Annotated in this window: 10 protein-coding genes; all 10 read right to left on the reverse strand. The window is 51.1% G+C overall.

Features of this window, described 5'->3' with window-relative positions:
- Positions 1-40: 40 nt before the first annotated feature.
- The 10 genes from GSQ70_RS25215 to GSQ70_RS25260 all read right to left on the reverse strand — a co-directional run bounded on the left by GSQ70_RS25215 (position 41) and on the right by GSQ70_RS25260 (position 14,125).
- Positions 41-3,268 (reverse strand): transporter substrate-binding domain-containing protein, encoded by a 3,228-nt coding sequence (locus GSQ70_RS25215; protein WP_158785082.1) that lies wholly within the window; start codon positions 3,266-3,268, stop codon positions 41-43.
- Positions 3,255-3,896 (reverse strand): response regulator transcription factor, encoded by a 642-nt coding sequence (locus tag GSQ70_RS25220; protein WP_158785083.1) that lies wholly within the window; start codon positions 3,894-3,896, stop codon positions 3,255-3,257. Before GSQ70_RS25220 ends, GSQ70_RS25215 begins: the two co-directional genes overlap by 14 nt.
- 215 nt (positions 3,897-4,111) lie before the next feature.
- Positions 4,112-6,214, reverse strand: coding sequence for a peptidase domain-containing ABC transporter (locus tag GSQ70_RS25225; protein ID WP_158785084.1), 2,103 nt, complete (start codon positions 6,212-6,214; stop codon positions 4,112-4,114).
- A complete protein-coding gene (locus tag GSQ70_RS25230; RefSeq protein ID WP_158785085.1) occupies positions 6,207-7,493 on the reverse strand; it encodes an HlyD family secretion protein in 1,287 nt (428 codons plus the stop codon). The genes GSQ70_RS25225 and GSQ70_RS25230 overlap by 8 nt, the downstream gene beginning before the upstream one ends.
- A gap of 57 nt (positions 7,494-7,550) precedes the next feature.
- On the reverse strand, positions 7,551-7,907 hold the full coding sequence (locus tag GSQ70_RS25235; RefSeq protein ID WP_158785086.1) for a hypothetical protein: 357 nt from the start codon (positions 7,905-7,907) through the stop codon (positions 7,551-7,553).
- A 195-nt stretch (positions 7,908-8,102) separates the two neighbouring features.
- Entirely contained in the window at positions 8,103-9,050 is a 948-nt protein-coding gene (locus GSQ70_RS25240) for a fimbrial protein (protein WP_158785087.1), read from the reverse strand.
- 38 nt (positions 9,051-9,088) lie between these two features.
- Positions 9,089-11,644 (reverse strand): fimbria/pilus outer membrane usher protein, encoded by a 2,556-nt coding sequence (locus tag GSQ70_RS25245; RefSeq protein WP_158785088.1) that lies wholly within the window; start codon positions 11,642-11,644, stop codon positions 9,089-9,091.
- Positions 11,645-11,750: 106 nt separating this feature from the next.
- Positions 11,751-12,434 carry a molecular chaperone gene (locus GSQ70_RS25250; RefSeq protein ID WP_158785089.1) on the reverse strand — a complete coding sequence of 228 codons (684 nt, stop codon included), beginning with the start codon at positions 12,432-12,434 and terminating at the stop codon, positions 11,751-11,753.
- A 63-nt stretch (positions 12,435-12,497) separates the two neighbouring features.
- On the reverse strand, positions 12,498-13,043 hold the full coding sequence (locus tag GSQ70_RS25255) for a fimbrial protein (protein WP_158785090.1): 546 nt from the start codon (positions 13,041-13,043) through the stop codon (positions 12,498-12,500).
- Between the two features lie 362 nt (positions 13,044-13,405).
- The gene (locus GSQ70_RS25260) at positions 13,406-14,125 is read right to left on the reverse strand and encodes a winged helix-turn-helix domain-containing protein (protein ID WP_158785091.1); all 720 of its coding nucleotides are present in this window, start codon (positions 14,123-14,125) and stop codon (positions 13,406-13,408) included.
- Positions 14,126-14,571 lie beyond the last annotated feature (446 nt).

Below are 14,571 nucleotides of genomic sequence, written 5' to 3' on the forward strand. Positions count from 1 at the left end.
TATATGCCAGGCACCGTGACGCGGATACCGGCATCCGGAGTCATTTGCTTGTAGGAACGGACTCTTCTTTTGTAGTCCGTAAGCTGGCTTCCATCGCGATGATCAGCTGCCGGATCTGCTGCTGAACCTCTTCGTGCGCGTGGGCTTCCGGTGAGGACATTAGTACACGGCAGGCTTCTTCCAGTCCGCTGGCCTGAATCAGACGGGCGGCACCGGTGATCCTGTGCGCCACGGCAAAGATCTCCTCCTGCTGTATGGGCTGATGGGAAAACTGTTCGCGCAGCTCGCTGGCATCCTGTCTGAAGCTGTCCAGCAGCGTGGTGATAAATTCACCGAAGACTTCCGGGGAAAGCAGCTCTTCCGGAAGCACGTCGGGATCAAAAGTGACGCCTTTACTGGCCGTTTCCGTCATGCCGGGTGAGAGCGTGTTCAGCCTGGCATCCAGCGTTTTCAGCCCGATCGGTTTGAACAGACAATCATCCATGCCAGCCCGCAGGCACGCCTCTTTCGCACTTTCCTGAGCATCCGCAGTCAGTCCCCATACCGGCGTGCGGGGCTGTTTCTGCTGCTCTTCCCACTGGCGAAGCTGGCGGGTAAAAAGAAATCCGTCCATGGTCGGCATGTGGCAGTCGGTGATAATCAAATCAAAACGCTGCTGACGGCAGAGCTTCAGAGCCTGCTCACCGTCTTCAACTGGCGTGGCTGAATGTTGCAGATGCTGAATCTGCTGAGTCAGAATAAATCGTCCCGCCTGGTGATCTTCAATCACCAGAATAGTCAGTCCACTTTTACCTGTGGCAGGGATCGCCTGCCGGGAAGAAGAAGTCAGTTTAGCCAGACGCTGTAGCGAGAGCGTAAAAGTAAGCTCGCTGCCCAGGCCGGGCTGGCTGGTCAGGGTGAGTTCGCCGCCCATCATCTCCACCAGAATGCGGCTGATATACAGCCCCAGACCTGCGCCTCCCTCCGGGTGATGGCCCTGAATAAACGGCTGGAAAAGGCGCTGCTGCGTTTCGCGATCGATACCCTTACCCGTATCAGCAATACGAACGGCGATTTCTGTTCGCTCCTCTTCCGCACCGATCACAAACACGCTCAGGGTAACTCTGCCCTGATCGGTAAATTTGATCGCATTGCTGACCAGATTGGAGAGCACCTGCTTGAAGCGCACCGCATCCATCAGCACATCGCCAGCCACGCCATTTTCTGTTTCCAGCCGGAACTCCAGCCCCTTTTGCCGGGCAATACCTTCGAACAGCATGGCGACCGATTCGATCTGCTGGCGCAGGTCGGTGCGGGTAGGATGCAGGAACAGACGGTCACTCTCAATGCGGGAGATATCGAGAATATCGCCGATCAGCGCCAGCAGTGAGTGGGCAGAATCATGGGCGATGGTCAGCATGGCCGTGTCTGGAGGCTCTTTGTTCTGCTGCTGGCGCAGCACCAGCTCAAGTGTGCCGATAATTGCGTTAAGTGGCGTGCGGATCTCATGGCTCATGGTGGCGAGAAAGGTCGTTTTGGCCCGGTTCGCCTCGTCAGCCTGCCGCTGAGCCTGCTGAAATCGATCTGCCAGCGCCTGTTTATCGGCCAGCATGCGGCGTTGATAGTGGCGGGCGGCGATAATCGCAGCCACACAGCCGAGCAGGACTAACAGCGCGATCAGCGCGACCCACAGCAGTGAAAGCTGGGAGGAGCGTGAGTTACCGTTATCCGTACGCAGCAATGAGGCATTGCTGTACCAGTTATGCGTCAGGGTGTGGATCTCTTCCGGGGTAATGCTGAGCAGCGCTTTATCAAGAATGGCCGCCAGCGGATATTCGTTGTCCGACACGCCAATCACGAAGCGTGCGGGTTCCGTATCCAGCCCTTTGAGGATCTCCATATTGCTGCTCTGCTCATGCGACAGCAGAAAATCAGCGGCAATCATCGGCAGTACCAGCGCCTCTGCCTGCCGTTTTTTCACCGCTTCCATCCCGGCCTGCGGCGTGTTGACCTGAATTATCCTGCTTTGCGGGTAGTTCTGTTGCAGAAATGCCTCCAGCGGATGGCCTTTAACCAGCGCAATGCGCGGCAAAATTGGTTTGTTTTTGTCTGATTTATGGCCAACCAGCACCCACGAACTGAACAGATAAGAGCGGGTGGTCAGCAGCCCGTTAGGCCAGACGGCATCCAGGGTGACGCCCGCCACGGCATCCGCCTGACCATTTTTCACCGCCTGCAGAGAAGAGAGCAGCGTACTGGCGCGGACAAAGGAGAACTTCAGGCCGGTACGCCTGCCGACGGCCTCGATCACATCTGCGGTCAGCCCGCGAAACTGGCCGTTTTCATCGAAAAAATTAAGCGGCGCAAAGTCATCATTCACCACCATCCGGACCTCCGGATTTTCCTCCAGCCACTTGCGTTCCAGTGAGGTGAACAGCAGGTGTTTTGTCCCATCAGAAGTGGGAGAGTCACCCCGCCAGCGGCTGAGGATTGAGGCGTGAACGCTGTCCGGAATGGTTTTCAGCACGGTGTTGATGATCTGCTGCAGCCGCGCATTTTGAGGACTGACGGCGAAGGAAAAGCCGTTATTTTCCTGCTGCGGCAGAAGCTGTAGCCGCAGATTGGTCAGGTTAGCCTGGTTGATCAGATAGCGGCTGGAGGTGGCGTCGCCAATAAAGATATCGATATTGTTGAAGGAGAGCGCTTCCAGGGCGCGGCGCGGCGAATCATAGATCTGCACCTGTCCGCCGCTGGCGTGCCCGGCAAGGTTTTTCTTGTTGCCGAAGATCCGTTCAACCGCGATCAACCTGCTGGTTTTGTGCTGCAGAAATTCATCGGTACGCACCACCTTTGCCGGCATTGCGGGCTGGTAGGGCTGCGTCAGCAGCAGAGATGAGCGGCCGACGGGTTCCACGCTGGCATTGGCAATCAGGTCGACTTCTCCGTTGCCCAGCGCACTCAACAGCAGATCCCGGTTGGCGTAATAGCGCACCACGATCTGTACGTTCAGGTTATACGCCAGGATCCCCAGATAGTCCGCATTGATGCCACCGTAATCATGCAGGCCGGTGGTGATATCAAAAGGTGGATAGTTCGGCATCGCGGTGCCGAAAACCAGCGTACGTTTGTGGCGCAGCCACTGCCAGTTCTGGCTACTTAACACCGGCTCGCTCAGCTGGACGTGCTCACGTCCTATCAGGTTAAGCACGCGATAGCCCTCTTCTGGCTGCTGCGCCCAGCTCACCATGCCAAACAGCAGAAGCAGGATAAGCAGTTTATGCCTGATCATCAGAGTCCGCCTGCGGCTGGATCAGGGCAGCCAAATCGTCCACGTTGGTGAGGTCCAGCTTAGCCAGCAGACGGCGTTTGTAGGTGCTGATGGTTTTATTGCTCAGCAGCAGGCGCGCACCGATATCCTTGTTGCTCATGCCGCTGGCAAGGTAGCGCAGAACCGTGACTTCACGATCGGACAGTCTGGCCAGCGGATCGTTCTCTTCACCGACCTGAGTTGTAGCGGTCCGCAGCGAGGAGAGGGCTGACCGGGGAAAGCAGTCATAACCCTGCAGTACCAGCTGGCAGAGCGGCATCAATTGCCGGATCTCCGCATCTTTGCTGAAAAAGGCGGCGGCACCTGCGCGTAAGGCACGAGGAGCATAAGTTTCGGCCGGGAGACTGGTATAGACAATGACCCGCACATCGGTCAGCAGCTGTCGGAGATGCTGCAGAACCTGCAGACCATCCATCTTATTCAGCATGATGTCCAGGATAACCAGGTCGGGCTGATGTTCTTTAACACTGGCCAGCGCGGCGGTACCGCTGGTGGCGATATGAATCGCATTATCGGCCAGTGGGGCAAGAAGTGTTTTAACGGCGAAGCAAATCGCGGGATGGTCGTCAATGACCAGAATTCCGGGCATGGTAAAGTCCTTTTATGCAGCTGTCAGTCCCTGATGACCAGGCTGATGCTGCACTGGTCCACCTGCACGAATTATTGCTTTTCCTGACGCGCCTGGAAAGGTCAAAACTGTTCTAAATGATAAAGGCCCCTTTTTTCTGCCACATTCAGAGAGATCTGAGTGGCGGAAAACCAGGGGCGGCAATCAACGTTGTTATTTCGTCTCTTAAAAGCTGATTAAGCAAGCGTAATGACCCGGTCTGCTGAGGCAATCGTGGAAGGGCGATGAGCGACGATAATGCGGGTGATCTTCAGCGAAGAGATCGCTTTATTGATCGCCGCTTCATTATCGATATCCAGATGGCTGGTGGCCTCATCCATAAACAGCACGTTAGGTTGGCGATAGAGGGCTCTGGCTATGAACAGTCTCTGCTTCTGGCCGCCGGAGATTCCCGTGCCCAGTTCACCAATCATTGTCTCGTAGCCCATTGGCATACTCATGATTTCTTGATGGATGTTGCTGTAAACCGCGCAGGCCATCACCCGTTCTTTATTCACATCCGCAGCAAATCCACTGATATTTTCGGCAATCGAGCCGGAGAACAAACGATCGTCCTGCAGCACACAGGAGATACTCTGGCGGTAGTTATTGATCCCCATTTTATGAATATCCAGGCTGCCGGCATGGATATGCCCGCTGGTTGGCGTGAGAAGGCCGCTCATCACCTTAAGCAAAGTGGTTTTTCCGGCACCGGACGGGCCAACGATCGCCACGCTTTCCCCCGGCTGAACCGTCATATTCAGTTCCTGAAAGATTGGTTTGGACAACGCATCGTATTGGTAGGTCAGATCCTTCACCTCCAGCGCGATCCCGGCACCTTTCTGGAACACGGCGCGGGGAGAAGATTCTTCTTCTGCTTCGGTAAAGATAATGTCGGAGATCCTTTCGTTGTGCAGCGACAGCATCCGCAGGCTCAACGCCAGATCGATCAGGCTACCCGCGCGTTGTGAAAACTGCCCGCGGTAGGAGTTAAAGGCCATAAACATCCCCAGCGTCATGTTGTTATCCATGACCATCGAGGCACCCAACCAGAGGATCGCAACCTGATCGAGCGTGGAGATAAATGTATTCAGGCCGCTAAACATCATGCTGTAGCGGGTGGTTCTGATGCCGGTATTGGTGGCATCAATATTCAGGTTAAGCCAGTGGCTGGAACGGACATTATTGATCCCCAACGCTTTTACCGTGGAAATGCCGTACAGGGTTTCCATAAAGTGGGAGCTGGATTTGGCTCCTTTCACAATCTGTTCTTCCGACAGCTGGCGAAAAACGCGGTAAGTGCTCAGGCGAATCAGCGCATAGCAGGCGGTAAAGCCCACCACCACCCAGACCAGCCAGCCGCCGTAAACGATCATCATCCCCAACAGGCCAACCGTCATAATGCTGTCGATAATGCCGCTGACGATGCTGTTGGTGAAGGTGGTGCGGATAGCGTCCAGCGAGGAGAAGCGGGACTGAATATCGCCAAGGTGCCTTTTCTCAAAAAAGGAGAGAGGTAGCTTAGTGAGATGGTCAAACAGCGTGGTCTTCCACTGCACATCGGTCAGCGTACCGAGCACAATTGAAGTCCAGGCGCGTATCACGCTGACAAAGGCTTTAAACAGGGTAAACAGCACCAGCCCCAGGCAAATCACCGTCAGCAGATCATAATCATGGGCCGGGATAACATGGTCCATCACCAGCTGCGTTCCCACCGGCAGCAGCAAATTAACCGCTTCAATCACCACTGACAGCGCGAAGATTTTCATCAGCGCACCCGGCAGTCCGTCGATATTTTTCATCAGATCGAGCAGGCGCAGCCGGGTTTTAACCGTCTCTTTATGAAAGTCTTTGTCTGGCCACAGCTCCAGCGCCACGCCGGTAAAATGGTTCGACATCTCTTTCAGGCTGACCACGCGGCGGCCAAACGCCGGATCGTGGATAACAAAAGAGGCGTGACGGACACTCACCAGCACCACAAAGTGGTTCATATCCCAGTGCAGGATGCAGGGGGTCTTCAACTGGCGAATTTCGTTGATATCCAGCGACAGTGCCCGGGTTTTCAACTGAATTTGCGCGGCGACGTTCGCCACCAGATTTAAGGTGGCACCTTTGGTGGAGACGCCAAATTTCTGCCGCAGATTAAATAAATCGACGTTGAGGCCGTAATAAGAGGAGACCATCGCCAGGCAAGCCAGTCCGCATTCAGAAGATTCAGATTGCAGGATCCGCGGAACCTTCCGGCGCAGGGAAAAATTTATTTTGCTGTTAATTTTATCGAACAAAGTTTTGCTATTCACTCACGACCCCGGTCACGCTGTTTTTTATTTTATTAATCGGGGCAATGGCCCACTGATATAACGGCTTGGTTTCAAGGAAAACGATCGCTTTGGCCTGCAGGCCACCGGAAATCTCCAGCTTCTTCCCTTTGTCACTGAACTCGGTGTCATGAATGGATATCAGGATTTTGTAAAAGGAGCCTTTCTGCTGGTTACTGCCGCTGCTGTAGCTGCTCATTTCCTGCGGCGAAGCCGGGATCGAGGAGATCGAGGTTATTTTCCCCGGAAACTGACCAAACTTATCGGATGGGAAGGCGTTATAGCGGATGTTGATGCCATCCCCAACCTTCACATAGGGCAGGCTGTTATCCGGCAGCCACAGCAGCAAATAGTACTTCACATTATCGACAGGCTTGATTTGTGCCAGGCTGGCGCTGGATTCCACCATCTGGCCCGGCGTGACGCTGAGTGACTCAATCACGCCATCCAGTTTTGCACTGATAATAATACTGTTGTTGGCCCGGTTTTCGGCCAGCTGACGCTCCAGATCGCTGACCTGGGATTCGCTCTGGGTAATCTGATTGTCGAAGTCGGCTCCGCGGGTCAGTCGGTCACTGCGTAACTGCGACAGCTGGATAGTTTCCTGATTACTTTGATTGCTTAATGCCTGCCAGGCGCTCTGCTGTGAAAGCGACTGTGCCCGTTGATAATTGAGCTGATCCTGAGTGATCAGACCTTTTTTCAGGTAACGTTCATAATTTTTCAGGCTCTCATTCATCTTTCTCATACCGTCACGCGCGTCGTTAACCACTTTTTCCGTAGCTTTGTGCGCAGCAGCATAGTTATCAATCTGTACCTGGAGATTTTGTAAGGTGGATTCTTTATTGCTTTTCAGCTTGGCGATGATGGCGTAGAGATTGGTTATCTGAGCCTTGATAGAATCGACAGCGACGGTGCTGACGCTGCCGGAAGAAGTATTACGTGAGACGTCCAGTTCATACAGAGGATCGCCTTTTTTAACCCGATCGCCGACCTTGACGAAGGTGGTGATGATATAACCCTGCTGTGGCGAGTAAATATTAATCGAGTGGGGAAGGGTAATGACCTCACCATCCACATCAATTCTGCGGCTGTAGTCGAGGAAAATCATCGCCAGCACCAGGGCAAGCATAAATACCAGACACAGACCGGCAATGACCGGTGCGGGGATTTTAGAAAGTAACAGGGCTTTACCGACCCACTTCTGGCGTTGATAATCGATCGCGTCACTGCGAAAAATGCTTTTTTTGTTGTTTTCCATACATGCCTGGCAGAAAAAAAGAGCCACCGAAGTGGCTCTTAAATAATAAAGGGAAACTTAACCCAGCGTACCGTTGATCACGCCATCAGCCGCTTTTTCACTGTATTCTAAGGTCAGATCCCAGCCAGCGAGAGCGCCTGCAATGCCACAACCAACGCCACCAATAATGGCTGCGCCAATCATACCAACGCCCTGACCGATCGCGCCCACGCCCAGCAGTCCGCCGCCGTCGCCGCCGTGTTTGCCGCCAATCAGTGCGCCAGCCATTGCGCCAACTGAAGCGCCCATAACTGCAGAGCCGACTGCTTCGGCAGCGTTACCCGCTACGCTTCCCAGGAAGCCACCAATGCTGCTGAAGTCCCAGCTGTATGCACCAGAAACATCGTTCATTTCAATTACTGAAAGTTCTTTCATGTTATTATTCCATTTCTTTACTTAAATACAGGCCTGGCTGTTATCGGAGAACAGTATCAGCCTTCCTTTTTTAACTTCCCCGGATGCTATCGGGTGAGTCAATTCTAGGGTTTTTTATTTTTCACCGACAAGTGAATTACTTTCTTATGAAGTGATTCACACTCTGTTGTGAATAATTAAGAGCCCATTCATTCTTTAATTCTGTGAGATAGTAAAAGTCATCGCTGCATTGGCTGCACCAGGAGTAATAGTGCTGGCGGTTTGCTTATAATGCGCGATTAAAGGTATGGTAATCGTCTTCTCTGCAGCATTGTGATAAGTGGTTGCTTTGGAAAACACCAATGGATTCCTGTTGGCATCCATTACCTCAACCGCCACGCCCGATGCGGCATCAGTTCCTGAATCAATGGCGATCATCCCGTTACCTGATGAAGTCCCCACGGGATCGAAGGAGACCTGAACCGGAATATTATCCGCTTCACACTGCATCACAACGTTGAAATTACGCTCTGATGAGGCGGCCGTACTTCCCACTCCATTAAATTCGCTGCGGCTCGGGCTGCCCATATTGATGGTCTGATACTGTGAATTCACATCCACCAGACAGCTTTTTTGCAGAATGGTCAGGCTGCTGACGGTTAATGTGGAGAAGACGCTGTTGTTCAGATAATAATTGGCATAAAGCTTACTGCCCATTGTGCCTGGTGTAATGGGGCCGGTCTTCACATAGGTCAGACGAACCTCGCCAGATGGACCCCAGGGGGTTAATGCGTTAGGCCCCAGAGAAAGGGTATAGGGGACGGTCATCGCCGTGTTATACAAATCCCCAATAATTACCCCAACACCTGCTATCCCGGTTTCATATGCACCCGTAACAGTGGTGCTGGCTGTTAAAATAGAAGCAGATCTGTAGGGAGAACTGCCGGTACAACCCACCACTAATGTTGTTCCGGAATAGCCTTTGCTATAGCGATAACCTAATACATCGCCGATAGCGACCCTTGGATCGACCGCAATGGATAATGCTCCAGAAGTGGCTTTTACCGATGTTCCCAGGACACAACTTCCTGCATATGAAAGGGAAGGAAAGGCTGATAGCAATAATAAAGCTTTTAACTTAATGTTGTTTTTTAATAAGTTCATATTCCGTAGCTCCAAATAGTGCAGGGATGCTCGTCAGGTTACTGGCAAAGGCCATTCAGAACCTGAATGCCGCTTTCTGGTTTATTTTCAGGAAGTTTGTAGCGTACATGACATTGAGTGTCATTGGCCCGGCCCCACTGCACCAGCAGATTTCCCGCCGGTTTTAAGCCGTTGAGATAGACCTGTCCGCCATCGCCGACAATGCTACCCTGCTTGCCGGATTCAGCCGCATCCACCACCATTGCGCCGAACGGAACTGGCTGCCCTTTGTATGTCAGGGTCATAATGCCGCGTGCACCAACCTGAGCGGCAAATCTTGCGCGAACAATTGCACCGCGGGTTGGGACAACCGAAACGGTGGCCAAATCGAGGTCGACATCATCCGGCAGAGTCGTGGTGTCCAGCACGATGTCTGACTGACGGTAAGCTGTCATATTTGGCACCACGGTATAGCCACGGAAATCGGTTTTCACCCCGGTCTGGTTGGTGATCTGCACGCCGCTGGCACCCGGAGCCACGACCAGTGCTGCCGTGTCGCCAAAGGCCTGGCTTAAGGTTGCTCCGTTTTTATGAATGAGCAATCCACCCTCCACACCGTAGTTCAGCCTTCTCATATCTCTGTCGTAGCCATAACCTGCGGAAACGTCACCATAGGTACCTGAATAATCTGCATCCAGGTTGCCGCTGTTGCCGACACCCTGGCTGGCATAGCCTTCCCGGGCGTTCCAGCTAAGATTATTATCTGCCAGCGCGGTTCCGCTAAGGCCAACACTGTGGCTGGTATTACCCGGCTTGCTGCTGGTGACGGAATAGTTGGCCCAGGTGTTGGAGAGCCAGCGATCCAGTGGAACGGAGATGTTGAAGGAGATAATCTGATCTTTGCTGTAGTCGCGCTCGCCGGAAAGGTTGCTCGAGTTACGGTTGTAGCTGTAGTTCACGCCATAGCTGATGCCGTTGTAGCTGTTGTTATAGCCGAGAGCCAGCGACTCCATCCGCCGATCGGTTCGCCAGTAATCCTCACGCAGCAGACTGACACTCAGTGCTCCTGCTTTTTCGCCCAGATTCTGGTTAAGCGTTAATTCAGTGCGATTACGGGCCTGTTCACGCAAAGTCGCGTTCTGATCGTAGCGATAGGTGTCCATCAATTCCGGCAGGGAATAATAGTCACGTGTGGAGTAGCGGTAGCCGGCGATGGCGAAGTTTGTGCCAGTCTCATAGAAGTTCTTGCTGTAACGTAAACGCAGAGACTGGCCGTCGGTTTTCTGGCTGTCTTTCGCCGTGGCCCATGAATTGATCACATCGGCGGAAAAGGCGCCCATATCACCGAAGTTTTTGCCGACGCCAAGCGCCAGAGACTGGTAGTTTGAGGCTGCCTGCATCCCGCCAAAGACGGTAATATTCCACGGCAGACCATAAATGGCAGTGGCCTGAGTGAAGCTCTTCTTATCCACTGCGCTGTCATAAGGCCGGTACTGACCGGACGTCACGCTGTATTTCAGATGGCCTTCACGCACCAGCACCGGAAGTGAGGCGTAAGGGACGATAAGATTTTGCTCGCTGCCATCCGCCTCTTTGATGGTGACATACAGGTCACCACTTCCGCCGGTGGCGTACAGGTCGGTAATTTCAAACGCACCCGGCGCGACGTAGCTCTGATAAATGATATAGCCGTTTTGTCGCACGATAACCTGAGCATTGGTGCGTGCTGTTCCGCGGACAACTGGCGCATAACCGCGCAGGCTTTCTGGCAGCATGTCATCGTCAGAGGCTATCTGTGCACCACGGAAAGGAACGCCCTCAAAGATATCCGAAGGGGCGGTACTTTCTCCCAGCGTCAGCTGAGATTTAAGTGGAATGATATCGCGCTGCAGATAGGTATATACCGAGTCCCATTTGCCATTCCCTGACGAGGTGCTGCTGCGGTTCCAGGTGGTGTAGTTACGCAGGCGCCACGCCCCAATGTTCAGGCCCGGCCTCAGGTTAAGATACTGGCTGTCATTATTCTGCGCTCTGTTACTCACGGCGGTGTTGCTTGCCCCGGCGAAGCGGTAATTCAGCAGAAAGGCGTTGATGCCTTCATCAAATTGTTCCGGAGAAACATAGCCCCTTGCACTGGATTTCAGGGCGGCCTGCGGAATACTCAGCAGCAGGCGCTGGTTGCTGAAGTTAAAGCTGGCGGAGGCCTGTGGAATAGCAGCAAGGTTGACACAACCGTTGCTTTCTTTGAGGTCAGGAAACGCATCGGTGCGTATGCCATAAGAAGCCAGTGCTGAAAGTTTAAAACAGGGCACCAGCTCGGTATCGCCTGTTTTATTCTCTGAGTTGAAAAAAGTCACGTTTCTTGACTCAATAAAATGGTTATTGAGCCAGATATCTACCCGGTAATCGCCAGGTGCCTGAGTGCGGCTGTTTTCAAAAACGGAAAGATCCGTGACTACGGTATTGCCACTACCATCCTGTAAAAAACGGGGGTTAAACGTCTCAGCCGCGAAGGCTTTACCCGGATGAAAGTGAGCAATAACGACAGGAACGATAAGAACCCAAAGGCGTTTATGTCTCTTATTGTTTCGTTTTGCTTTTTCAGTTCTATTCATTTTACATTCCATTGTACAGATACTGATATGACATCAATGTCGAAAGGATTATTAATCGCTCAAAGGCATATCAATAATTTCAGGCCAAAGAAATAATATCCAATCATCAGATATTGGCATGATGAATCGCACCAATGCCGCCGTAATCATTGATGATTTTCCAGCTGAGATCGCCACTGGACAGATTTGCAGGCAGGGTAAAGGTTGTTGATGAACCCGGTGCAACAAAGCCACCTTCACTGACTTTCGATTTATTTAATTCTACCGTCATGAAGTTAATGTAATAGTTCGACGGATTGGTAACCGTTAACACGGTGCCCTGTTTTTTCCAGACCAGTTTATCGGCGTATTGCTCAGGTATTTCCCCAATTAAAGCATCAGGGCGATAAATAAGTTTCAGTCGTGAGCGCACGGCTATCTGCAATGTATTATTATCCGTGTCCGGCTTTGAAGGGATAGACTTTATGTTCAGCCAAAACAATGTTTCTTTATCCTGTGGCAGAGCATTTGTTGCTTTTACGATGCGTAACAGATTTTTTTGTTTGCTGTCGAGACGGAACAGAGGAGGCGTGACAATAAAAGGAGCATTGTCTTTAATCATTTTCCCGGATGCATCTTCCACCCATGATTGCATCAGGTAGGGATAAGCATCGGGGTTTTCAACACTGATGGACTTTTCTTTTTTATTGCCATCATAGATCATGCGACTGGCACCAATCACCACACCAGCATTCACGCTGAAGACGGTAAAAAAAAGCACGAACAGAAAGGGGATGTTGAACTTGCGCATTCTCGAACCTTTTGCTGGCTGAAAGAACACCACCCAGAAGCGGGTGGTGTCTGATTTCAGCTATTAATAGTTAACAGTGAAAGTTGCTACAGAGTTTGCCGGACCGGCAGTTACGGTTGCTGCTTTCTGGATATAACGCGCATAGAAGTCCAGAACATTGGTGGTGTCACCGCTGGTCAGGGTATATGGCGCAGAAGCAGTAAACAGTGGCAGAATGCCGGAAGCGTCAGACAGCTGTATACCCACACCGGTAGCCACGCCAGTTTCCTGGGTCAGGGCCAGCACAGTGTTGTCACCTGCGTAAGCCGTACCATCAAATTTCACGGTTGCTGTGGTGACAGTTTCCGGGCAGTTTTTCAGTGAAATGTTGAATTTGGTGGCGCTTGCGCTGCCGCCAGCAGTCGAGCCCACACCACTGAAGGCCGTTTTATTAACGTCGCCCATCAGCACATCCATGGTGGTTGCGCCATTACCGTCCAGATCAACAGTACAGGCTGAATCAATGATGTTGCCTTTAAAGTTGATGGTACCGTCAGCAGCAAAGGCAGCCGTTGAAGAAAGGGCTGTCATCAGAGCAACGCTGGTCAGAGTGGAAACGATATATTTCATGCTTCTATCCTTTGAAGTTTTGTATAAACAAAGTCACCGACAAGAGTGATTTTGCTATCCGTGTCGTTACAAATATCCTTTCAGGCACAAGTACCGACTTAATGCCCGTTTTTTCCTGCAGACGAATCCCGTTGCAGTGAAATAACCTTAAGTGCTGTGAGGCAAAAAGTGCTTATCAACTTTGTCTTAACTCAAACTATTCACAGGGTGATGGAAACAGGAGAGCTGTGATTTCTTTTAGTGAGTCTATGTTTAAGAGGGGAGGATATCTGTGAAATGGGGTGGCTGAGTATGAATGCGGAACTTCATGGGGCCCATAAAAAAAGGCTCAGAGTTGAGCCTTAAGAAACAGATTATGATCGTCAGGAATGAAGCTTTTGTTGAGGGGCTGCTTCCAAATTATTCTTCTCTGCACCGAAGGTACAACTGTTTCTTTCCGGTGGTTTTTCTGCAGATGATTTCTCTAAATTGGCAATGAGATAGTCATTGAGCAGCAGGATCGTGGTTGAAAAGATGATGGTCATGATAATCATCTGGTAGGGCTGCAGACCCTTATGTTTCTGATCCTCTGTTTGCTGGCATTTCTGCCCACGCTCCGGGCCTTCACCTCCTGGCTCCGTTTTTTTTGTGACAGCATCAGCCACCTCTGTCTGGGGAATTGCCAGTCCTGCCGGTGCCGAAGCGGCCTTGCCAGCGCTGTCATTCACGCTTTGTTCCCGAATGTCGATTTCTGGATGTAAAGTCAGTCCCCGATGAGGAATGGTCACGATAATATCGTCACCTAAGCCTGCTTTTCTCAGTTTCCGTCGCAGAATTGATATGTTTTGGTAGTAGGTGTTTTGTGAAACAAATACTCCATTCTCAGTCCAGACATGTTTAAGAAATTCATCCCGCGTAACGACTTTCCCTCTGTTTTCAATCAATAACATCAGACACCGGCTGGCCGGAACATTGATATTAAATTCCTGGGGGGCGAAATCTTTCTTAATACTGAAAATTTTGTGAGCTTGCGGGTTAAAAATAGTATCTTCATTTATTATGAATACTAAATCTGGCTTACGACTGTCGCTGTTATTTTCCATGGCTACCTCTGAAGGCATCTGTTTTCATCAGTGCCTGAAATCCTTTTCTGGTTATATTTTATTTAAAATGATTGAACCCCTTTTACTTCGCCATGCTTGTTTCGATGGCACTGAATTGAGTGGAGACGTTACAATTTTTATAGAAGAGAGTGTGTGAAGTCCAGAATCTGTCATCTGATTTTTGTCATGGCCAGTGAAATTTGTGAATTGATCATACTATATGAATAAAATTCATTATTTAGCGTGATTATTTTACTGTTAACAGCAGTTATTCAGAGCGCACAAAGTCGTTCCTTAATCTTTAAAGCTGCGATGTTCCATCAGATTATTATTATTTTGAAAGGTGGAGGTTTAGATATAATTTCATGAAAGTAAAAGATTTTATGTGCATTTCATGCTCATTCTTAAAAAAATTCACACGTTATAAAGCGTGTTAAGATTAGGGG

It is taken from the genome of Pantoea sp. BAV 3049 (assembly GCF_009765445.1).
Classification (GTDB): domain Bacteria; phylum Pseudomonadota; class Gammaproteobacteria; order Enterobacterales; family Enterobacteriaceae; genus Erwinia.